Origin of the sequence: Salinigranum rubrum (assembly GCF_002906575.1) — an archaeon.
Taxonomy (GTDB): Archaea; Halobacteriota; Halobacteria; order Halobacteriales; family Haloferacaceae; genus Salinigranum; species Salinigranum rubrum.
Genome location: NZ_CP026309.1, coordinates 1,232,465 through 1,252,400, shown reverse-complemented (window position 1 = coordinate 1,252,400; position 19,936 = coordinate 1,232,465). Strand labels below are relative to the sequence as shown.

The window sequence follows — 19,936 nt, the reverse complement described above, 5'->3', positions numbered from 1 at the left end:
ACGGTTTTGCGCGTTCGGAACAACACTCTCGCGGCGGCCCCGGAGAGTCAGTCGGAGTACAGCGAGTAGGTGATGACGGCGAATCCGAGTAGCGTCAGGGCCGCGTCGACGAGGACGCCGACGGCGAACGAAACACCCAGAATGGCGTCGAGGATGCCCGCGACGAGAGCGCCGAACGTGATGATACCGAACCCGACACCCAGGGCGCGGAGCGAGCGGTCGCCCGTCCGGCGGTAGGCCTTGAGGCTGAAGTAGGTGATGAGCCCACCCAGGACGAGAATGCCGGTTTTCACCGCGATGATGAGCGATACGACCGTCTGTGAGGCTGTCGTGTGAACCATTTACGTTTCCCTCCGGACCTTCGACCAGATGTCTGCGAGGCGCTCGTCTGGACCCTGTTCGCCGCCTTCGATCTCGACCTCGAACTCCCTGCCCTCGGTGAGCAGGACGCGGACGGCCTCGAACGAAACCTCGTACGTGGTCGCGTGGTGCCCGTCGGCCCGGATGGCCGTCCCCTCCTTGAGGAGTGACGCGTCCGTCAGGAGGTCGAGCTTCCGGTACGTCGTCGAGAGTGGGATGTCACAGCGCTCGGAGATCTCGCTCGCGGTCATCGGCTGTTCGAGCCCGCGAACGATGGCTCTCGCGTCCGCGTCGTCGAGCGCGTCGAGGACGGACTGCAACTCGTCTGGTTCCTCCTCCGAGCGGTTGCGAGCCATTACCCTGCGGTCTGTGTCGGGCGGTAATAACCTTCGGGGATTTCCGCCCGACGTGGCGGCCCTCACTCTCGGCTCGGCGGCGATCCCTCGCACTCATCCGGCCGCTCGTACGCGCCGTCCCGTCGCAGCCGACCGGCCTTCCGGAGAACGTCGGGCGTCCGACACACCCCGCCGACACCGGTCACCTGCGGGACGGTACAGTTGTTACAGCTCGCACAGACGACGCTCGTCTCGGGCGTCGAGCCGAGGAGTCGCGCGGGGAGGCGCGGCTCGGCGTAGAACGGGCGGCCCATCCCGACCATGTCACACGAGTGGCCGAGCAGACGGTCTATCTCCCCGCGCGTCCGGATGCCTCCCTCCGCGAGGACCGGCACGTCGACCGTGCGACGCACGGCACGGCAGATGCCCGCGTTCCAGGCGGGCTCGAAGTCGTAGACGAACGACTCCAGCCAGTTCCCGAGGACGACGAGCGCCGCCCGAAGCCGCCCGCCGAACGCCTCGACGTAGCCGTCGTGGAATCGGTCGTCGCGCCAGGCCTGTTCGGGGAACGCCCCTCGAACGATGCTCGCGTCCCAGAACACGGAGCCGGTGACGGGGACGAGCGCGTCGTAACCGTAGTCGGCGAGCCGGCGGCAGACGTGAACCGTTTCCCGGCTAGTGAGACGGGGGACGCCCGGCGGTGCCTCCGTCTCCGCGGGCACCTTGGTCAGGAGCGGGACGTCGCCGGCGCGGTCACGAATCTCGTCGTGAACGACTTCGAGGAACCGCACGCCGTCGGCGAACTCGTCCTTGCGGCGGTTGTAGAAGGGCGAGAGGAACTGGTGGACGATGCCCATGTTCGCGCCGGCGACGTGGACGGCGTCGTACCCGGCGTCGACAGCGTAGCCGGCTGCTCGGCCGAAGTCCGCGGCGAGGTCGTACACCTCCTCCGTAGACATGACGACCGGGTCGTACGAAAGGATGCCGAGCCGGTCGGCGAGGCTGAGCAGGGGCGGAAGCGGGGAGACGGCCAACTGCTGGTAGTCGGGATGTTCGGCACGGTACCCGGCGTGCCACGTCTCCATGCTCCGGAGGCCGCCGTGTTCCAGTTGAATAGCGATGGTCGACCCGTGGTCGTGGACGGTCTCCGTGAGTTCCGAGAGCCGCGAGACGAAGTCCGGATCGTCGACGTACGTCATGTTGGGGGCGGCACAGCCGCCCGGCCCGCGGACGATAGTTGCACCCTGACAGAGCAGGCCCGCGCCCGCGGCCGCCGCGGGTTCGAGGTGTGAGACGAGCGCGTCGACGGCCCCGGCCCCGTTTCCCGCACACTCTAGGAGCGGAGCGCGGTAGAGGCGGTTCGGGACGGTGAGGCCGCCGATGTCGAGCGGGTCCTCCAGTCGGACCATGCTAGCGGGACGTGCCCGAACGGCAAAACCTCGGGGGCCGTTCTGGTCCTCGGAGTCGAAAGAGCGAACGGACGGCACGACTCGCTCGTGAGACGGGGTGCCGCCGCGTCGCGAACCGTCCCACGACCCTCGTCAGGTCACGCGACGGGGTGGCCGCGTCCCCGGATAAGAACTCTCGGCTGCTCGCAGGGGACACCGCGAGCACTGGGGCGCTACACCCGTCGCTCGCTGATCTCCTCGGCGATACGCTCGCCCGGTCGGCGGAGTTCGCCGGACTCGACCTCGTACACGTAGCCCGTGACCGTGACGTCGTCCGGGACGAGGTCGTGGTCCTCCAGATACGCGACCTGCGCGGCACAGGCTTCGTCGATGTCGTCTGTCATGCGAACCCACTCGTCGACCCCGGCGTCGCCGATGTTCAACTCGGGGAGGGAGGGGTCGAGGTCCACGTCGTCGAGGTCGCCCGCCTGCGCTTCGAGGCCGGCAACGACGTCCTCGTCGCTCGCGCTCATCATCCCGCAGTCGGTGTGGTTGACGACGATGATCTCCTCCGTCTCGAAGAAGTTCGTCGTCAGCGCGGCGCTGCGGATGACGTCGTCGGTCACCTTCCCGCCGGCGTTACGGTATATCTGTGCGTCCCCGAGTTCGAGCCCCAGCGCGGATTCGACGGGGATGCGCTCGTCCATGCAGGCGACGACGAGGAGGTTCTCGTCGGTCGGAATGCCCTTGCGACGGCGGCGCGCCCAGTCGTCGCGGTCGTCGACCCGCTCGTCGACGTGCTCGTGTACGTGGTCGTGGTCGTGATCGGATTCGTTGAGCATCGTTCGGACGGTAGCACGCAACACACCACAGCGTTCGTGTACGGGAAACACGGGCCGAGGAACCGAGATTTGAGAAACTATTGCCGCTTTTCGTCCGACACGCCGTCCGAGGCGCGTTTCGAGGTGACAGCGGCGTCGTCGGCCGGTCTCGCCTGGCCGGCGCCGACCTGTTCGTGGGTGTGGTGATAAAAGCGGACGGACGCGGTCCCGTCGGCGGAGACGGGGTCGAAGCAGACGCGCCGGTAGCGAGCGTTGTCGAGGAGGTTCACCATGAGGCCCGCGTCGTGCTGCGAGACCGAGTCGTAGTCGGTCGCACAGACGGGACAGACGGCGGGCGCGTCCTCGGGCACGTCCATCGACTGGCTCGGAGGACCGACGAGGTAAAAGGCTACTCCCGGTCCCGAACCGCCCGGGCGACCTCCTCGATGGTCTCGTACTCCTCGTCGCTGTAGGCGATGACCCGCACGTCCGAGAGCGAGTTCGGGTCGGAGGCGTCGACGACCTCGCAGATGATGCGGGCGCCCTCCCTGAGGTCGAAGCCCGCGACCCCACAGCCGAGCGCGGGGACGACGAGCGATTCACAGCCGCGCTCGTCGGCGGCGGCGAGCGCGTTCCGCGTCGCATCGCGGATACTCTCGGCCGTCGCCTGTCCGTCGCCGTAGTGTGGCATCGCGGCCGCGTGGACGACGTAGTCGGCGTCGAGGTCGTACGCGTCGGTGACGGCCACCGCACCGAGGTCGACCGGTCCCTTCGCGACGGCCGCCTCGTTGAGTTCACGACCCCCCGCCCGGCGGAGCGCGCCGGCGACGCCCGACCCCATCTGGAGGCTGGTGCCGGCCGCGTTGACGAGCGCGTCGGCGGACTGTGCGGCGATGTCTCCCTGGACGACAGTGAACTGCATACGTCGAGGTTCGGTCGCGGGTCCGAAGAATCCAGCGCGTGGCCGACCCGCCGACCGTCGCAGCGTACGGCCGAGCCACCGCTCGACGGGCGAGTTTCGTGAGAAGGGGACGGGCCCGTGCAGGAGTGGGTATGGCGTGCACGGATCGGCACGACGCCGCGCCGTCCCCGTCACACCGTCTCTCGAAACGGACTATATCTCTTGTGTTCGCGTCCGTCGAGGAATCCAGAAGTACGTCCGGTGCTTGCGACCGATATGCGCACGCACCTGCTCTCGGTGCGGGTGCGCGACGGGCGGTTCGCACACTGGCCCGCCGACCCGGCCGTCGTGGACGCTCACCTGCCGGCGGGCGTCGGTGTCGCCACGTACGACGAGCGGGCGTGGCTCGGCGTCGTCGCGTTCGTGATGGAGGACATCCGGCCGCGTGGCTCGCGCGTCGGACGGACGTTTCCCGAAGTCAACCTCCGGACCTACGTCACGCGGGGCGAGGAGTCGGGCGTCTACTTCTTCAGTCTCGACGCGGACGACCGCCTGTCGGTCTCGGCGGCACGGTCCGCTGTACGCGCTCCCGTACTACCGCGCGCGGATGGCCGTCGGCCGCGAGGACGACCGCCTCAGACTGCGGAGCGAACGCGACCACCCGGGCGAGCCCCGCGCACGCCTGAACGCCTCTATGGGCGCGACGACGACTCGTTCGTCCCCGAACCGGGGTCGCTCCCCGCCTTTCTCACCGAGAACGACCGGTTTTACGCCCGCGGTACCTGCAGCACCCGCAGCACCCGCCTCTACCGCGACGACATCGCGCACGAGCCGTGGCGACTCGTGCCCGCCGACGCGACTGTCCACGAGGAGTCGCTGTTCCGCGCGGCGGGGTTCGAGTCGCCGACCGGGGAACCGCTCGTCCACGTCGCCGAACCGCTCGACGTGACCGCAGGGTCGCTCGCCACGGCGGAGGAGTGAGCGGCCTCGGACCGGACCGAGACGAGTACGCTCAAGACGGGCGACACCGTGGCTCGCGGTATGGCTCTCGTCGATACGGCGCTCGCGACGGTTCACCTCCTCGTCGGAGCGCTCTGGGTCGGAAGCGTCGTCTTCTTCGCCGGTGTCGTCCTCCCCGCCGCCCGGGCCGGGGAGTTGAACGCCGGTCCGCTGGAATCGATAGGCCGCTCGTTAACGCGCGGGTCGCGGCTCGCTGCCCTGGTGATGTTCCTCACCGGCGGACACCTCACCGGGACCAGATACACCGTCGCGCGACTCACCGGGACCACGAACGGCAATCTCGTCGTGGCGATGCTCCTCCTCTGGCTCGTGCTCACGGCGCTGGTCGAAGTCGGGAGCAGCCGCCTCCGCGACGGCGTCAGTCAGCGGAAGGTCCGCGAACCGGCCGCGAACGCCCTCGGGTTCTTCCGCGGCGCCGCCGCCGTCGGCGTGCTCCTGTTCCTGACCGCGGGCGCTCTCGTCGCCTGATCGCTCGCCGACAGCCGCTCTTCTATATAGTGTCCCGACCCGCCTATCCAGATACGTACCACAATATATAATATATCCGATACTTTTACGTGGGGAACGGGAGGAGTGTCGGGCGATGACCGGTGACGACGAGCGAGAAGGGCCCCACCTCCGCATCGACCTCTGTGCCGAGACGGGAGGCATCCGGCTGCACCGCTCGACGCCGCTCGGGACGTACACGGAGACCATCAACCGATGAGGACGGCCGCCGGTTCCGCCGTCGGTCCGGTGTTCGCGCGGTTGGCATCCCCGCGCCCGGACACGCCGACGCGGCTGTTCGTCGCCGCCGACGCACACGTGTCGCCGACGGCGTCGGGAACGTGGAAGGTGTTCCACCGGTCCGAGACCCGCCTCCGAACCGCCGTCGACGTCGCCAATGACCTCGCGGTCGACGCATGCGTGTTCGTGGGCGACCTGACCCGCGACGGCCACGAGCGCGAGTACGCGGCGGCCGACGCCGTGCTCTCCGAGCTTTCGGTTCCGTTCGTCGCCGTCCCGGGCAACCACGACGTGCCGAAGAGATGGGACGACTACGTCGCCCCGAGCGCGGCGGCGTTCGGCGAGCGCTACGGGTTCGGCCAGTACCCGTTCCACGTGACGGTCGGCGGCCTCGACCTCCTCTGTCTCGACACGGCGAGCGCCGGCGGCCGCCTCACCGAGACGCACGAGGGGGAGGTGAGCGCCGCGACGCTCGACTGGCTCCGCCGACGGGTCGACGAGGCCGACCATCCCGTCGTGGCGATGCACCACATGCTCTTTCACCCCCGCGACCACGTCGGTTCCTTCCCCGACGGCGACTTCTACCGACTCCGGAACCACGCCCCTCTCCGCGAGGCCCTCACTGACCGCGGCGACGTGCTGACGCTCTCGGGTCACATCCATCTCCCCTCGACGACCGCACGCGACGGGGTCCGCGAACTCGTCGCGCCGTCGACCTGTTCGTTCCCTCCGTCCGGACTGCTCCTCGAATCGGGGCCGCAGGGGACGACGGTGCGCCTCGTTCCGCTCGCGGGAGGGCAGGGAATGACGGAGGCGTACATCCGCGCCGACGCCGGCAACGCCCACGGCCAGGGGATCGCTGCCCACGCCGACGACGGACTGTTCACGGTCCTCCCGCAGGTCGACGAGCGCGTCGACGTCGTCGGGGCGGACGTCCCCGGAGCGCTCCGATGGCGCTGACCCTCACCGAGGCGCGGGAGGTCGTCGAAGCCGAACGACGTGAGTGCGTCGCCGAGCGCGACGCGTTCGAACGGTTCCGGACGGCGGTCACCCGCGCCGACGCCGGGGGCGGGGCTTCGATGACGGGGACGAGTACGTTCGGCGTCGGCGCGGGGCCGACCGCCGCGCGCGGGGTCCCCGGCGTCGAGACGTCGGCCCGTGGGGTCACCGGGACGTCGCTCCGTCGAAGCTACCGGCGGCACGTGATGGCGGCCGGAGGGGGGACGGACGAGTCGCTCTCGGATCACGTCGCGGCCGAACTCGGGCCGGACCTCGCGGCGGTCGTCTGTCGGGGGACGCTGACGCCCGCGACCCGGCGAGGGCTGCTCGACCGGGTCGATATCGCCGTCGACGCCCGCGAGTCGTTCGTCGCCCTGCTCGACCGCGAGCGCGCGTCGCTGGACGCGGTCGAGGCGGTCTGCCGGCGCGTTCGTTCGGAGGGTCGCCGTACCCGCACGTGGGAGTCGACGTCGAGGGGCGCCGACGCGCCACTCGGGGCCGCGTTGACCGCGTGGGACCGCCTCGACGACCTCGCCGCCGCCCTCGACGAGGGTGCCCGCGACCGCCAGGAGACGCTCGCTCGACACCGTCGGTCGTTCGCCGTCGTCGACGACGACGTCACCGGATACCTGTACGGCTGTCGGCCGGGCCTCGCGGCCATCGCGTCGGTCGGGGAGGACCTCTCGGCGGCGCGCCGTGCGGTCGTGCGGGCGGTCGGCGGCGGGGCGCGCTGACGGGGGATGAACGCCGGAGACGGTCGCGGACGAGGACTGAACAGTCAGCGGCGCAATACATCTACACATTAACTCGCACCGGGCGTCCGGACCGTCTGTCGCATCGACCGGGCGGCGGGCCGGTCGTACACCCGGTTCGTCGACAGGGTGCTCTTTCCCGAGCGCGCCGGCGCACGCGTCGCGGCCAACGAGAGACTCGGCAGCGACGTCCGGACGCTCGCCGACGTCACGGGGACGCTCGACATCGTGCAGAGCCGCGTCCGGGAGGGCGCGCCGGCGGCCGGGCGGACGCTGAAGGAGGTCCGGTTCCCCGCCGGGACGCTCGTCGTCTCGGACGATAACGGCGAGCGCATCGCCCGACCGGAGACGACGCTCGAACCCGACAAACAGTACGTCGTCGCCGTCGAACCGGACGTGGTCGACGAGGTGTTGAACCTCCTGCGGTGATAGCGGTCACGGACGGGGGGGAACGACCAGCACGGGGACCGGCGACCCGCGGACCACCCGGGCGGCGACGCTGCCGAGGAGTGCCCGCGAGAGCCCCCGACGCCCGTGGCTACCGACGACCACGAGGTCCGCGTCCACGTCGGCGGCGTAGCCGACGGTTTCGTGGTGAGGGACGCCGACGCGGACCGCGCGGACGGCGTCGACGCCCGCCTCCGCCGCGTGCTGGGCCGCGTCGGCCACGGCGTCCTCGGCAGCATCCCGGAGTACCCCGTCGACGGCGGCGAGGTCCGCGCTCGAAAAGAGGCCGAGGTCGCCCGCGTCGACGACAGAGAGCACGTGGAGCGTCGCCGCTTCCGCACGCGCGAGCGCCACTGCCCGGTCGAGCGCCTCGCGGGCCGGCGTGCTCCCGTCGGTCGCGAGGAGGACGATGTCGTACACACCCCCCGTCAGGACGCGAGCGGGCCTAACGGTTGTGCCGCGTCGAGGGGCCGGGCGCGTCGAGGGAGCAGGGCGCGTCGAGGGAGCAGGGCGCGTCGAAAGGGGGGCAGCGGGAGAACTATACGAGTGGTGTGCGAACTAGTCGCACCATGTACGCCCGCCTGCTCGTCCCGACCGATGGAAGCCGCGGGACCGACCGCGTCGTCGACCGGGCGCTCGGCCTGGCGACGCGGTTCGACGCCCACGTGGACGCGCTGTCCGTCGTCGACGAGACGTTCCCCGCCACCAGCGAGTACAACGTCGTGGTCGAAACGAGGGAGGACGAGGCCGAGGCGGCGCTCGAAGCGGTCGTCGAGGCGTGTGAGCGGGCGGGAGTCGGCGTGGAGCCACACCTGCGGCGCGGACGACCACACGAGGAGATCGTCGCGGCCGTCGACGCCTACGGGAGCGACCTGATCGTCATGGGGACTCACGGCCGGCGCGGCCTCGACCGCATCCGACACCTCGGGAGTGTCACCGAACGCGTCGTCCGGACCTCACCGGTTCCGGTGCTGACGACGCCGCTCACGGTCGAAGAGGGGGACGAGATGGACGACGAGGACGGAGCGGGTGTGAGCGACGGGGCTGGCGCGAACGACGAGGTCGGTTCGAACGTCGGGGCTGGCGCGAACGACGGGACGGGGGAGTACCGTTAACCGCTCGGGGACAGAATCGAGAGGACAGTGGAACACATCGAGTACGTGTACACGGTGGGGATGAACGAGGAGGACGTCGAGCGACACCTCTCCGACGCCGAGACGGGGGTGTTGTCGCTCGCCGACGGGAGCCGGGCGTACGGCGTTCCGGTCCACTGCAAGTACGAGGACGGCGTCCTCCTCTTCCGGCTGACCGACGACGACGACAGCGAGAAACTGGCGTTCCTCGACGCCACCACGGAGGCGTGTTTCGTCCTCTACGAGGCGACGAACGGCGACTCGTGGAGCGTCATGGCCCGCGGACCGGTCGCGCCCGTCGACGACCCCGCACAGTACGACGAGGCGGCCATCAACGAACGGTTCGGCCCCGCGCGGGTCTTCGACGAGGACATCGGCGACACCGACGTGCGGCTCTTCGAACTCGACGTGGAGTCGGTGACGGGCCGCCGGACGCCGCGGTTCGACTAGACCGAATCGGACGCGGCGGAGACCCGCACGTGAACGGCGCTGTGTTTGAACTCGGGAATCTTCGCGACCGGATCGAGCGCGTCACCGGTCAGTCGGTTCGCGAGCGGGTCGGCGTAGTGGAACGTCATGAACACCGTCCCGCGCCGGATGGCCGGCGTCACCTCGGCGGCCACCTCGACCCGTCCGCGGTCGTTCTCGACGACGACCCGCGCGCCGTCCTCGATGCCGCGCTCGTCGGCGTCGTCGGGGTGGACCTGGAGCACGTCCTCGCCCCGCATCCGCATCAACGTCCCCGACCGACGGGTGAGCGCCCCGCTGTTGAAATGCTGGATGACCCGACCGGTAGTGAGCACGAGCGCGTCCCCCTCCACGCTGTCGGCGGGGTCGACGTGCTCGACGACCCGGAACGGGGCCGTCTTCGACCCCGACTCGAACCGGTCGCGGTGGAGGACGGCGGTTCCCTTCCCCTCCTCGCGCTGGAACGGCCACCGCTGGCTGCCCGTTCCGATTCCGTCGTACGACATCCCGTCGTAGATGGGCGCGGCCCGCGTGAGTTCGTCGAAGACGGACTCGGGCCCGTCGTACGAGAAGTCGACGTCCGTGAGTCGGTCGGCGAGCGTACAGAGGACGTCGAGGTCCGTTCTCGCCTCTCCCGGCGGGTCGGCGTTCGCCCGCATCCGCATCACTTGTCGGTCGGTGTTCGTTACGGTGCCGCTCTTCTCGGCCCAGAGACACCCGGGGAGGACGACGTCGGCGAACTCGGCCGTCTCGGTGAGGAAGCCGTCGTGGACGACGAGACAGTCGAGCCGTTCGAGCGACTCACGAACCCGTCCCTGATTGGGCTCGGTGACCGCGGGGTTCTCCCCGAAGACGTAGGCGGCGTGGACGGTGTCGCCGGCGGCGTGGGTCAGTTCGACCTCGGTCCGGCCCGGAATCGCCGGGGGCTCGAATCCCCACACCCCTGCAACGTGAGCGCGGGCCTCGTCGTCGGTGACGGACTGATAGCCCGGAAGGACGTTCGGGAGGGCCCCCACGTCGCCCGCGCCCTGGACGTTGTTCTGCCCGCGGAGCGGGTTGACGCCGGTGCCGCGCCGGCCGACGTTGCCCGTGAGCAGCGCGAGGTTGATGAGCGCGTGGACGTTCTCCGTCCCGTAGTGGTGCTGGCTCATGCCCATGCCCGTGAAGGCGGCCACGCGGTCGGCCTCGCCGTACAGTCGGGCGACCTCGCGCAGGTCGGCGGGGTCGACGCCGGCCTGCTCGGCGGCCGCGTCGACGTCGACCGCCGCGAGGAACTCGCGGTAGGCGTCGAACCCCTCCGTCCGGTCGGCGACGAACGCCTCGTCCACCAGGCCCTCCTCGACGACGACCGCCGCGAGCGCGTTCAAAAGCGGGATGTCGTACCCCGGTCTGACCGGGAGGTGGATGTCCGCGGCCTTCGTGGTCGCGCTCGCCCGCGGGTCGACGTGGACGAGTTTCGTCCCCGCCTTGAGCGCGGGGAGGAGGTACGACCGGAAGATGATGGGGTGTTGGTCCGCGGGGTTCGCCCCGATGACGAAGAAGACGTCCGCTTCGCCGAGGTCATCGAGGGAGTTCGTCATCGCGCCCGCACCGAGTCTGTCCTGCATCGCCGCGACGGTCGAGGAGTGACACAGTCGCGCGCAGTTGTCGACGTTGTTCGTCCCCAGCGCGCGGGCGAGTTTCTGGAGGACGTAGTTCTCCTCGTTCGTGCAGTTCGACGAGGAGAAGAAGGCGAGCGCGTCGGGGCCGTGCTCGTCTCGGACGCGGGTGAACCCCTCGACGACCCGGTCGAGCGCCTCCTCCCACGGCGCCGTCACGAGCGCCCGTCCCTCGCGGACGAGCGGGACCGTCAGGCGGTCGGGGTGGTCGACGACGTCCCACGCGGCCGCGCCCTTCGGACAGATCTCCCCCTTCGTGTTGACCGGCCCCTTCCATCCGGCCGCCTTCCCCGCGCCGTTGTACTGGATACCGCACCCGACACCGCAGAACGGGCAGATGCTCTCGGCCGCCGAGAACTTCCGGCCCCCGCCCTCGCTGTCGCTCATCGGGTCTCACCGCCCGAACGTGTCGATAGTGCTACCATATCGGCTACTCGCCGGCAGGCGGTATAGCCGTTCGGGCGAGTGCGGACGGCATCCGTCCGCTCACGGCTCGTTCTCGCCGCCGAGCCACCGGGCGACCCGTTTCCGGAGGACGTAGCCGACGGCGGAGACGGCCGCGAGCACGACGAGGAGGGCGGTCGTCTCGGCGGTGCGGGCCTCCGCGAGTCGTGCGCCCGCGAGCGCGACGAGGAAGTAGCCGGGCAGGCGGCCGACGACCGACGCGAGGAGGAACGAGCGAGTGTCGATGTCGCCGACGCCCGCGAGGAAGCAGATGGCGTCGTCCGGGAGCCCCGGCACGAGGAAGATCAAGAAGAGGACGACGTTGCCGTGGCGAGACGAAAAGGAGTCGAACAGGTCGATGGCCTCGTCCTCGACGAGACGCTCGACGACCGGTCGACCGTACCGGCGGGCGAGCCAGAAGGCGACGTAGCCCCCGATGGTCGCCCCCGCGACGCTGAGAGCGGTCCCCCAGACGACGCCGAAGAGGTAGCCGGCGACGAAACCGAGAACCTGGCCCGGAATCGGGGCAACGAGCACCTGCAGCGCCTGGACGGCGAGGAAGACGACCGGCGCGAGCGCGCCCGTCGACCGGATCGTCGTCCGAACCGCGACGGGGTCGGTCAGCGCGGGGAACAGCCGAGGGAGCCCGAAGGTGGCGAAGACGGCGAGGAGCGCGTAGCCGACGAGAGCGACGACGACGCGACGTCGACTCCGGGCGGAGACGAACACGTTCGATGGACGGTTCACATGTGGGACACGTCGCCGACCGACAAAAACCGATTCCCGTGCCGTGGGAACCGCGTGCCACGTCTTTTCAACCAGCCGACCATTATTCGGCGGTGAGGGTAATGTCGACACACACTCGTCCCGGGGTCGAACTGTGGTACCGCACGCTCCGAACGGGCGCGGGGGAGGACCGCGCTCGCAGTCAGGCGCGACGGGCGACTCGATTGGGTCGCGCCCTGTGTCGAAGGCGGCGTGGAACGAACGGTGGCCGAGTGGGTCGAGGCGGCCGAGGCGGGAACGGGACCCCGTCGTGAGACGCGTCCCGCGCTCGTCGTCTGAGTCGTCCCCTCCGCTCGCACCCCCGTGGAGCCGTCACGCGTCGCGAAGCGTCAGGCTTACTCGCACCGCTCGTCTCCTCCGAGACGATGAGCGTCCCCTGCGTGTGCGTCCCCCGAGAGGCCGGCGAGGCGACCCGGCGCGACCTCGCCGCGGCGGGCCTCCTGGACAACGACCACGAGATCACCGTCGAGGACGGCTCCATCTACATTCCCGTCACCGATCCGACGGCTGCCGCTGAACACGTCGACGCCGAGGTGGTCGACAGGGACGCCCCCGAGCGCGACGCGCAGGTGACGCCCGCCGACCTCCTCGGCTTCGAACCGAGCTACGAGCGGCTGGGCGGCATCGCGATCCTCGACGAGGACGACGGCGGGCGGGCGCGGGAGAGCGCGGACGCCCTCGTCGAGTCGGACCTGCCCGTCGAGACGGTGGTGAACCGCGCGTCGAAGGTCAAGGGCGAACTCCGGGTGCGCGACTGGGACGTGCTGGTGGGAGAGGCGACCGAGACCGTCCACCGCGAGTACGGCCACGCGTTCGCGCTCGACATCGCGACGGTGTACTTCTCGCCCCGACTCGCCACCGAGCGCCACCGCGTCGCCTCCCAGGTAGAGGAGGGCGAACGCGTCGTCGACATGTTCGCCGGCGTCGGCCCGTTCGTGGTGCCGATGGCCGCCCGGGGAGCCGAGGTGGTCGGCGTCGACCTCAACCCCGACGCCGTCGCGTACCTTCGCGAGAACGCCCGGCGCAACGGCGTCGAAGACCGGGTGACGGCCGTCGAAGGCGACGTCCGCGACGTCGCGTCCGAGTACGAGGGGTGGGCGACGCGAATCGTGATGAACCTCCCGCACTCCGCCGGCGACTTTCTCGAAACCGCTGTCGCGCTGGCCGGCGAGGACTGTGTCCTCCACTACTACGACATCCAACACGAGGACGACCCGTTCGGGCCGGGGCTGGAAGCGATTCGGTCCGCGGCGGAACCGGCGGGGTACGAGGTCAGCGTGGAGACCGAACGCGTCGTCCGGTCGTACGCGCCCCACGAGGTGAACGTCTGTCTGGACGTGCGTCTCGTTCGCAGGGAGTAGGTCGATTCGGAAGCCTTATTTTCCTCTTGCAGGTAAGAAGAGGTGCACGACGGCGTGCCGGTGTAGCTCAGCTGGCAGAGCGATTCCTTCGTAAGGAATAGGCCGAGGGTTCAAATCCCTCCACCGGCTTCGATCAAATTCCTTACAATCCCACGAGATAAGCCAACCCAGTGACGGCTCTGCACTGGGAGCAGCTCGTGGTGGCTTTTGTAACAGACCAGACACGGGACCACTCCACAGGAGGTGCCCAGCGTGAGCCAGCGCTCATACCGCGGGCCAGCGCTGGACGGCACCTACCAGAGCATCGGTGAGGCCCCGCACTGGCAGGGTGACGGCGAGACGGTCGACGTCGTCGACGACACGCCCCTCGGAGAGGAGCGCACCGAAAACGTCCCCATCCCGACGTCGGACCCTGAGCGTCCCGAGCGCGAGGGCCAGACGACGCTCGACGAGTGGGGGTGGTCGCAGTGAGCGACCACGTCACGGTCGTCCGCGGATATGCGGACCTCGCGAGCGACGGGTCACTGAAGGGCGACGACCCGGACGTCATCGCTCGCGAACTCGGCGCCTGCGGTGGCGACAGCGCCACCGTGGTCGCTTGGTGTCCCGACTGGATCCTCGACGAGAAGGACATCGAGACGGCCGGCCGGAGTCACAACGTCGTCGCCGGGCGGGTCGGGTACGAAACCGAGAAGGCCCTGCTCGTCGCGACCAGCGCCGGCGAGGCGTGGCTCCCGAAGAGCGTCATCCGCGTCTTCGAGACCGCCGACGGCGCTGACCTCGACGTCCCACAGGTGGCGCTGTCGGACTGGGCAGGTGATGCACAGTGACCCGTCGCGAATGCTTCCGCTGCGGCGGGCCCGGCGAGGTCGCCGTCGGAGGGATCTGGGTCTGTGAGAACTGCGACACCACCCTCCTCGAGGGCGATGCCGACGACGACACTCAGGAGACAGCGGTTTCGTATAGCACCCCACAGTTCACGCAGTTCGCGGACGCCGACTTCACGACACCGAATCCAGGCGTCTGGCCGGCTGAACTGCTCGAACGCGAACAGTGGATGGGCCACGTCGAGAAGAAGCCGTTTGCACCGTGGGGCGACCGCGACCACCCCGACGCGGACACCGACGAGGACGCCCGCTGGAAGTGGGGACTGACCGAGAACTACGTCGACGGCGAGACCGTCGCGATGGCCGAGGTCGACCCCCGTCTCGACGGGCGGGCGTTCCTCCAGCAACCCGACGACCCGTTCGCGTACGTGGACGGCGACGACGTCCGCGACCCCGAGACCGGAGACGTCCATCCGGCCTTTGTCGCCATCCTCGAACACTTGGGACTGACCTACACCGACATCTCCCAGTCAGGGGCCGGCGTCCACGCCATCTACCGCGGGGCGCTCCCCGAGGGCGTGAAGCAGGCCAGCTGGCAGCTGGATACCGAGCCGTGGGGCGCGAACGAGGAACCCCCCTCTATCGAGATGTACCCGGGGAAGCGCGTGTGCGTCATGACCGGCGACCACGTCCCCGAGACACCGACCGAGGTTCGCGAGTGGTCCGCCGACGTCCTCGACGTGCTCCTGGAGGCGAACGACGAGGTCGCGACCGCCAGTCGTGAGCGAGCTCGCGAAGACGTCTCGACCGACCGGTCCGACTACGACCTCGCCGAGTACGAGCCGAGCGCGTCGACGTCGACGGAGACCACCGACGACATCCGAGACATCTTCGCTGCGCTCGACCGGCTCGACGCGCGCGACGTCGCCGAGCGGACCATCGTCGCCGCCTGGAACGACAGCGCCTCGACGAGCGACGGCTACCGTGCGTTCGCGCCGACCTGGGGGCCCAACGCCCGCGGGACGGCGAACATCGTCGACGACCGTATCTGGCAGGACACCGGCGACGAGGGGGGCTACGGCGGTCCGGTCGTCATGGCCCTCATCGACGCCGGCGAGATGTCCCACCGAAGCGCGTCCCCACGCGCCGCCCGCGGTCAGCTGTGGTGGCGCGGCATCGAGCGCCTTCGCGAACTCGGGTTCGATGTCCCGCAGTACGAATCCGGCGCGCGAGACGAGGATGGCGAGAACCGCGACGACGACACCCACCCGCTTCTCGACGCCGCCTTCCTGGAGGACGACGACGTCGACGGCCAGCCCACCAGCACGCTCCCGCTGGAGCACTTGGATGCCCTCCCGCACGCCGAACGCCGACGCGCGGCGAAGAAGCGTGGGCTGGAGTGGCCGACTACCCGTGAAGCCCGGGAGAAACTGTTCGCGACGATCTCAAACGCGATGCGACACGAGGACGAGACCGTCGTCGACGCGCCCACATCGCTCGGGAAGTCCCACACCATCGCGACGACCGCCTGGGATAGCCCCCAGTACGAGACCGTGACCGGCGAGCAGCCGGTCGTGCACCTTTCAGCGACTCGGGACGCTCGCGACGAGGCCATCGAAGCCGCCGACGAGGCCGGGGTCAACTACTTCGCGCTGCAGTCCAGGCACGAAGCGTGCCCGGTCGCGGCCGGTGATCACGACCCCCAGCACGTGGCTGAGGCAGCCGACGAGCGAATCGCGATCACCATGCGCGGCACGCCCGCGAGTCGCTGGCTCCAGCAGATGTGTGAGGGCCGCGGCATCGCCTTCTCGGCTGCGCACCGGTTCCTCGAAGAGCACAACGACCAGGGTGCGGAACTGCCCTGCTGTCGGTCGACGTCCACCACGTACGACGAGGACGCCGGTGACTTCGACGACGGAGACTCCGGAGTCTGCCCGGCGATCGCACAGTGGGACCGTCTCCGGTCGAAGCGTGAGAACGGGAATCTCGCGCTGGTCATCGCAACGCACCCGTTCGCCCACGTCCCCTCGCTACGGATGCGGACGAACCTCGTGATCGACGAGGAGCCCGATTTCACCGCGGACCTCGAGAAGGAGCGCATCGAGCGCGCCGTCACTGCCTTCCTCAAGGCGGCCGACGCCCCCGTGACCACCTGGGAGTCGTTCGTCCAGCTGTCGCTGTACGACGGCTGGGGCGACGACGCCGCGGCCGAACGGGAGCAACTGCAGCGCTGTCTGGAGTTCCAGCCCGACCGCGAGTGGTACTTCGAGCACCCCGACGCACATACCCTGGCGCCAGCGCTCGCGAGAGCCATCTTCCACGCCGAGGAGAGAGGCAACGGACGACGCGTCGGGAAAACACCCCATGAACCCCCGCGGCTCGACGCCGGCGTCGCGGACGACGACGCCTGGAATCGTGAGTGGGTGACCGTCACCCTCGACACCGAGAACGCCATCCGGACGGTGCGGACGGCACCGGATATGAGCCAGGCCCGCAGCGTGATCGGCTTGGACGCCCACCCCGCACAGCCCGTCTGGGCGGTCAACACCGTTCCCTACATCGACACCACCGAAGTGCTCGACCCCGAGGCACGTCAGCTGTGGCGGCGGTACGAGCGCGGGCTCCGTGTCGTCCAGGTCGGCGACGCGACCCGGCCGCTCGCGAGCGGCGAGTACTTCAAGCCCGACCAGGTGCGGACGCTCGTCGAGCACCTCCGAGAGACGTACGGCGAGGACTTCCAGACCGGCATCACCACCAGCGCTGTCGAGGAACAGTTCGCGACGATCCTCGACGAGGCCGGGGTCCGTCACCCGGCGACCATGCACTACGGCGAGGAGAAGTCCCGGAACGACTTCGCCAACGAGGCGGTCGGTCTCATCGAGGGGTGCATCGACCCCGGCGACGACTACGTCGTCGACCTGCTAGCGGAACTGGACCTCGAGGCCGAGCCCGAGACGATCGACGTCGACGGTGAGGCCGAGCGGGCCCACGGCCGGGGGTTCGTCGGCCCCGATGCCGACACCGCCGCGGCGATCCTCGCGAGCGTTCGCGAGAACCACACCGCCCAGGCTGCCGGCCGGTACGCGCGGAACCCCGACGACCCCGAGAGCCACGCCACGGTGTTCGTCCGGACGGACGCGATGCCCACGGACTTCGCCGACGTCCAGGTCGACGGCGTTCAGTGGACGTTCACCGACACGCAGCGCGCCATCGTCGAGGCGCTGCGGGCCGCGGGTGCCCGGCCGTCGACACGGGAGCTCGCCGACGAGGTCGGCTGTTCGAAAGAGCACGCCCGGCGGACGCTGCGTCGCCTAGAGGAGCTGGGCGCGGTCCAGGCATTCGAGGGCGTGGGGAGTCACGGGGCGACGCTGTACGCCGACAGCGGCCTGCCGAACAGTGGTGTCGTCGACCTGGAGACCGCCAACGCTCACGTATTGGAGTCCTATACGTGGTCGTTGGCGATTTCGGACCCACCACTCCCGACACGAGAGCCCACAACCGCCACTGCTGCTGACGAGGACCGACCGCCCACCATCTGGCCCCCATCGCAGACCGAATCCGAGGACGCTGCAGGGGGATGATCCCGGTGTCGGCCGAGCATCCGGACGCCGATCCGGAGCTCACCAACAGCGACCGCTGGGTCTACCACGTCATCGCCGAGCGCGAACCGGTCACCCGGCAGGCGCTCCTCCAGGACGACCGCGTCGACGTCGCCGAGCGCACCCTCGATCGGGCGCTCAGTCGCCTCGAAGAACGGGGGTATGTGGTTCTCCTCCGCGAATCCGGGGACCTCAGACAGATAGTCGCCAGCCTGGCGCATTCCCACACTTCTAACTCTCGCCAGCGCTGACGTTTCGGCAACCGGCACGCCGACCCAGCGGCCTCTGCCTGCCGTTCCGCCTGCGTCGTTGGCAGCGGCGTGGGTTCACAGCTCCGACTATGTCTCTTGCAAGCGATTCCGATGATACACCGACAGCTGCATCGACCGCGGATCTGCTGGCCCTGCGAGAGCGGCGGTCGGAGTCCAGTGACACCATCACGTGTGGATTCTGCGACGAGGAGACGGACGAGGAGACCGCGATCCGGGACTCGTTCTGTTCGTTCGAGTGTTTCCGTCGATACAAGGGCCGGAAGGCACTGAACGCCATCGAGAGCGACCACACCCTCTGTGCCACCTGCTTCCGCGTCGTGAAGACGGTGGAAAAACCGCCGTGGGGAACCGAACTGAAGGTCGAGGGCCCACGTGGACGCGGCGACGAGGACGTCAAGAAGGACTGCCTCATCGGCTACCAGTACCCGACCGAGCACATGGAGAAGGGCCTCCGTGACCTGAAGCGGGCCGTCGTCGACGACGACTCGGTCGACCGCCGGCAGGTCGTCGCCGTCCCGGCCGCGCTCCGGTGGGGGTGTGAGTGTGGGAACACCGATCCCAAGAATCGCGACGAGATCCTCGAAGCGGTCGACCTCGAGCAGACTATCGTCTCGCTGCTCGGCTGTCTGCGGACGCTCGCTGCCGAGGGAACGCTGAACAGCCCGCCCTCGTGGCCGCAGTTGCGAGACGCGCTTCGCGACCACGGGCGTGACTGGGAACTCGTGATCGGTACGGCGCTGTACGGGTAGGCAATCCTGTAGGAGGTCACCGGCCTGACTCGACTCCGGATATTCGCCTGGATCGCGTGCTCCCGTCGTCGAAGCGTGGCCGTCTGCACTACAGGCTCGCACGAGACCCGACGCAACCGCAGCCCCGATGACCGATGACGTGGCCTGGAAAGGCACGAGTGAGGGTTGTATCGTCGCACGAGCGGGCATCGTCAGACCGACGGACATCTCGGGTAGGTTGGTATCGGCCCACTACTCACGCTTCTGTTCCCTCGCTCAAGAGAGCGTACTCGCGTATCATCGGCCCGCCTTGCCGCTGGCTGGTTGCGCTGGAGAAAGACTAGGACTGCCGGGACAACCGGTAAGCGTTGGACTCCAGTCCCACTGTTCAAATCGTGGGCAGCGGCTTCTTTCGAATGGTATCACCCACTATCGTCGCGGCACTCATCGGTGCCTCGGTCACGCTCGTTCTCGCCGTCGGCGGGTGGGGCGTCCGAACCGTCACCCGAGAAATCCGCGAATCACGCGATGAACGGCGCGAAGAACATCAAGAGGTGTGGTCCGCGGTGGTCGTCAACTACAATCTGACCAAAGAGATCGCCGCGAAGGAAGGTATCGACGTCGAACTCCCGGAACATCCGCTCGAAAGTCGAGATTTCGACAACACCGACGAGGAGTAACCATGCCACGACCACGAATCCACTCCGACCGGTTCCGCTGTCCCGGATGCGGGAACAGAAACGAGTGTCGCATGTGCGTCCTCTCCCGGGACGCAGACGAACCCGCCCCGGAGCGCCGGATGCACTGTGCGGACTGTTCGCTGACGGCCCCCGCGTCGGAGTTCGCCGCCCCGGCGCTCAGCGTCTCGACAGCTGTCGACGGCGCGTGGTCGCCCACGGAGGCTCCGTGAC

Annotated in this window: 24 protein-coding genes, 1 tRNA gene and 2 pseudogenes; 18 read left to right on the top strand and 9 right to left on the bottom strand. The window is 69.2% G+C overall.

Annotated elements, in window-relative coordinates; translation table 11 throughout:
* Positions 1-47 precede the first annotated feature (47 nt).
* From C2R22_RS06160 to C2R22_RS06135, 6 genes are all read right to left on the bottom strand, one after another.
* A complete protein-coding gene (locus tag C2R22_RS06160; protein WP_103424988.1) occupies positions 48-341 on the bottom strand; it encodes a DUF7521 family protein in 294 nt (97 codons plus the stop codon).
* Positions 342-716: a winged helix-turn-helix domain-containing protein gene (locus tag C2R22_RS06155; protein WP_103424987.1), complete on the bottom strand. Its 375-nt coding sequence runs from the start codon at positions 714-716 to the stop codon at positions 342-344.
* A 62-nt stretch (positions 717-778) separates the two neighbouring features.
* Positions 779-2,104 (bottom strand): oxidoreductase, encoded by a 1,326-nt coding sequence (locus C2R22_RS06150; RefSeq protein WP_103424986.1) that lies wholly within the window; start codon positions 2,102-2,104, stop codon positions 779-781.
* Positions 2,105-2,316: 212 nt separating this feature from the next.
* Positions 2,317-2,925: a beta-class carbonic anhydrase gene (locus tag C2R22_RS06145; protein WP_103424985.1), complete on the bottom strand. Its 609-nt coding sequence runs from the start codon at positions 2,923-2,925 to the stop codon at positions 2,317-2,319.
* A 77-nt stretch (positions 2,926-3,002) separates the two neighbouring features.
* Entirely contained in the window at positions 3,003-3,281 is a 279-nt protein-coding gene (locus C2R22_RS06140) for a hypothetical protein (protein WP_103424984.1), read from the bottom strand.
* Positions 3,282-3,313: 32 nt separating this feature from the next.
* A complete protein-coding gene (locus tag C2R22_RS06135) occupies positions 3,314-3,826 on the bottom strand; it encodes a macro domain-containing protein (protein WP_103424983.1) in 513 nt (170 codons plus the stop codon).
* Between the two features lie 255 nt (positions 3,827-4,081).
* On the opposite strand from C2R22_RS06135, the gene C2R22_RS06130 reads away from it, so the two are divergent.
* From C2R22_RS06130 to C2R22_RS06110, 6 genes and pseudogenes are all read left to right on the top strand, one after another.
* A complete protein-coding gene (locus C2R22_RS06130; protein WP_103424982.1) occupies positions 4,082-4,786 on the top strand; it encodes a YqjF family protein in 705 nt (234 codons plus the stop codon).
* A 60-nt stretch (positions 4,787-4,846) separates the two neighbouring features.
* Entirely contained in the window at positions 4,847-5,293 is a 447-nt protein-coding gene (locus C2R22_RS06125; protein ID WP_103424981.1) for a transporter, read from the top strand.
* A gap of 115 nt (positions 5,294-5,408) precedes the next feature.
* Positions 5,409-5,531, top strand: a complete 123-nt coding sequence (locus tag C2R22_RS26860) for a hypothetical protein (protein ID WP_281259262.1) — start codon at positions 5,409-5,411, stop codon at positions 5,529-5,531.
* Entirely contained in the window at positions 5,528-6,511 is a 984-nt protein-coding gene (locus C2R22_RS06120) for a metallophosphoesterase family protein (protein ID WP_103424980.1), read from the top strand. The genes C2R22_RS26860 and C2R22_RS06120 overlap by 4 nt, the downstream gene beginning before the upstream one ends.
* Entirely contained in the window at positions 6,502-7,284 is a 783-nt protein-coding gene (locus C2R22_RS06115; protein WP_103424979.1) for a DUF7260 family protein, read from the top strand. The genes C2R22_RS06120 and C2R22_RS06115 overlap by 10 nt, the downstream gene beginning before the upstream one ends.
* A 72-nt stretch (positions 7,285-7,356) precedes the next feature.
* Positions 7,357-7,731 (top strand): annotated as a pseudogene (locus C2R22_RS06110) (TrkA C-terminal domain-containing protein); the annotation flags it as partial.
* A 6-nt stretch (positions 7,732-7,737) separates the two neighbouring features.
* Here C2R22_RS06110 and C2R22_RS06105 read toward each other — a convergent pair.
* Positions 7,738-8,169, bottom strand: a complete 432-nt coding sequence (locus C2R22_RS06105; protein WP_103424977.1) for a universal stress protein — start codon at positions 8,167-8,169, stop codon at positions 7,738-7,740.
* 149 nt (positions 8,170-8,318) lie between these two features.
* On the opposite strand from C2R22_RS06105, the gene C2R22_RS06100 reads away from it, so the two are divergent.
* Both C2R22_RS06100 and C2R22_RS06095 read left to right on the top strand, forming a co-directional pair.
* Positions 8,319-8,864, top strand: a complete 546-nt coding sequence (locus C2R22_RS06100; RefSeq protein ID WP_103424976.1) for a universal stress protein — start codon at positions 8,319-8,321, stop codon at positions 8,862-8,864.
* 27 nt (positions 8,865-8,891) lie between these two features.
* Positions 8,892-9,332: a pyridoxamine 5'-phosphate oxidase family protein gene (locus C2R22_RS06095; protein ID WP_103424975.1), complete on the top strand. Its 441-nt coding sequence runs from the start codon at positions 8,892-8,894 to the stop codon at positions 9,330-9,332.
* On the opposite strand, the gene fdhF is transcribed toward C2R22_RS06095, so the two are convergent.
* A complete protein-coding gene (gene fdhF / locus C2R22_RS06090; RefSeq protein ID WP_103424974.1) occupies positions 9,329-11,395 on the bottom strand; it encodes a formate dehydrogenase subunit alpha in 2,067 nt (688 codons plus the stop codon). The genes C2R22_RS06095 and fdhF overlap by 4 nt on opposite strands.
* Positions 11,396-11,494: 99 nt before the next feature.
* A complete protein-coding gene (locus C2R22_RS06085) occupies positions 11,495-12,199 on the bottom strand; it encodes a TVP38/TMEM64 family protein (RefSeq protein WP_103424973.1) in 705 nt (234 codons plus the stop codon).
* 180 nt (positions 12,200-12,379) lie between these two features.
* On the opposite strand from C2R22_RS06085, the pseudogene C2R22_RS27385 reads away from it, so the two are divergent.
* The 10 genes and pseudogenes from C2R22_RS27385 to C2R22_RS06040 form a co-directional block, all read left to right on the top strand.
* Positions 12,380-12,517 (top strand): annotated as a pseudogene (locus C2R22_RS27385) (hypothetical protein); the annotation flags it as partial.
* 86 nt (positions 12,518-12,603) lie between these two features.
* Positions 12,604-13,599: a class I SAM-dependent methyltransferase gene (locus C2R22_RS06080; RefSeq protein ID WP_103424972.1), complete on the top strand. Its 996-nt coding sequence runs from the start codon at positions 12,604-12,606 to the stop codon at positions 13,597-13,599.
* A 56-nt stretch (positions 13,600-13,655) separates the two neighbouring features.
* Positions 13,656-13,728, top strand: a tRNA-Thr gene (locus tag C2R22_RS06075).
* Positions 13,729-13,851: 123 nt separating this feature from the next.
* Positions 13,852-14,070 (top strand): hypothetical protein, encoded by a 219-nt coding sequence (locus C2R22_RS06070; protein ID WP_162562305.1) that lies wholly within the window; start codon positions 13,852-13,854, stop codon positions 14,068-14,070.
* Entirely contained in the window at positions 14,067-14,429 is a 363-nt protein-coding gene (locus C2R22_RS06065; RefSeq protein WP_103424970.1) for a hypothetical protein, read from the top strand. Before C2R22_RS06070 ends, C2R22_RS06065 begins: the two co-directional genes overlap by 4 nt.
* A complete protein-coding gene (locus tag C2R22_RS06060; RefSeq protein ID WP_216824801.1) occupies positions 14,426-18,007 on the top strand; it encodes a hypothetical protein in 3,582 nt (1,193 codons plus the stop codon). The genes C2R22_RS06065 and C2R22_RS06060 overlap by 4 nt, the downstream gene beginning before the upstream one ends.
* Positions 18,004-18,276, top strand: a complete 273-nt coding sequence (locus tag C2R22_RS06055; RefSeq protein ID WP_103424969.1) for a hypothetical protein — start codon at positions 18,004-18,006, stop codon at positions 18,274-18,276. The genes C2R22_RS06060 and C2R22_RS06055 overlap by 4 nt, the downstream gene beginning before the upstream one ends.
* A gap of 89 nt (positions 18,277-18,365) precedes the next feature.
* On the top strand, positions 18,366-19,046 hold the full coding sequence (locus C2R22_RS06050) for a hypothetical protein (protein WP_103424968.1): 681 nt from the start codon (positions 18,366-18,368) through the stop codon (positions 19,044-19,046).
* Between the two features lie 395 nt (positions 19,047-19,441).
* The gene (locus C2R22_RS06045; RefSeq protein WP_103424967.1) at positions 19,442-19,705 is read left to right on the top strand and encodes a hypothetical protein; all 264 of its coding nucleotides are present in this window, start codon (positions 19,442-19,444) and stop codon (positions 19,703-19,705) included.
* 2 nt (positions 19,706-19,707) lie between these two features.
* The gene (locus C2R22_RS06040; protein WP_103424966.1) at positions 19,708-19,935 is read left to right on the top strand and encodes a hypothetical protein; all 228 of its coding nucleotides are present in this window, start codon (positions 19,708-19,710) and stop codon (positions 19,933-19,935) included.
* The last annotated feature ends 1 nt before the right edge of the window (position 19,936 follow it).

Excerpts from the sequence above, each read along its gene's own strand:
- C2R22_RS06160 (WP_103424988.1), bottom strand. The coding sequence starts at position 341 with ATGGTTCACACGACAGCCTCACAGACGGTCGTATCGCTCATCATCGCG.
- C2R22_RS06155 (WP_103424987.1), bottom strand. The coding sequence starts at position 716 with ATGGCTCGCAACCGCTCGGAGGAGGAACCAGACGAGTTGCAGTCCGTC.
- C2R22_RS06150 (WP_103424986.1), bottom strand. The coding sequence starts at position 2,104 with ATGGTCCGACTGGAGGACCCGCTCGACATCGGCGGCCTCACCGTCCCG.
- C2R22_RS06145 (WP_103424985.1), bottom strand. The coding sequence starts at position 2,925 with ATGCTCAACGAATCCGATCACGACCACGACCACGTACACGAGCACGTC.
- C2R22_RS06140 (WP_103424984.1), bottom strand. The coding sequence starts at position 3,281 with ATGGACGTGCCCGAGGACGCGCCCGCCGTCTGTCCCGTCTGTGCGACC.
- C2R22_RS06135 (WP_103424983.1), bottom strand. The coding sequence starts at position 3,826 with ATGCAGTTCACTGTCGTCCAGGGAGACATCGCCGCACAGTCCGCCGAC.
- C2R22_RS06130 (WP_103424982.1), top strand. The coding sequence starts at position 4,082 with ATGCGCACGCACCTGCTCTCGGTGCGGGTGCGCGACGGGCGGTTCGCA.
- C2R22_RS06125 (WP_103424981.1), top strand. The coding sequence starts at position 4,847 with ATGGCTCTCGTCGATACGGCGCTCGCGACGGTTCACCTCCTCGTCGGA.
- C2R22_RS26860 (WP_281259262.1), top strand. The coding sequence starts at position 5,409 with ATGACCGGTGACGACGAGCGAGAAGGGCCCCACCTCCGCATCGACCTC.
- C2R22_RS06120 (WP_103424980.1), top strand. The coding sequence starts at position 5,528 with ATGAGGACGGCCGCCGGTTCCGCCGTCGGTCCGGTGTTCGCGCGGTTG.
- C2R22_RS06115 (WP_103424979.1), top strand. The coding sequence starts at position 6,502 with ATGGCGCTGACCCTCACCGAGGCGCGGGAGGTCGTCGAAGCCGAACGA.
- C2R22_RS06100 (WP_103424976.1), top strand. The coding sequence starts at position 8,319 with ATGTACGCCCGCCTGCTCGTCCCGACCGATGGAAGCCGCGGGACCGAC.
- fdhF (WP_103424974.1), bottom strand. The coding sequence starts at position 11,395 with ATGAGCGACAGCGAGGGCGGGGGCCGGAAGTTCTCGGCGGCCGAGAGC.
- C2R22_RS06080 (WP_103424972.1), top strand. The coding sequence starts at position 12,604 with ATGAGCGTCCCCTGCGTGTGCGTCCCCCGAGAGGCCGGCGAGGCGACC.
- C2R22_RS06055 (WP_103424969.1), top strand. The coding sequence starts at position 18,004 with ATGATCCCGGTGTCGGCCGAGCATCCGGACGCCGATCCGGAGCTCACC.
- C2R22_RS06050 (WP_103424968.1), top strand. The coding sequence starts at position 18,366 with ATGTCTCTTGCAAGCGATTCCGATGATACACCGACAGCTGCATCGACC.
- C2R22_RS06045 (WP_103424967.1), top strand. The coding sequence starts at position 19,442 with ATGGTATCACCCACTATCGTCGCGGCACTCATCGGTGCCTCGGTCACG.
- C2R22_RS06040 (WP_103424966.1), top strand. The coding sequence starts at position 19,708 with ATGCCACGACCACGAATCCACTCCGACCGGTTCCGCTGTCCCGGATGC.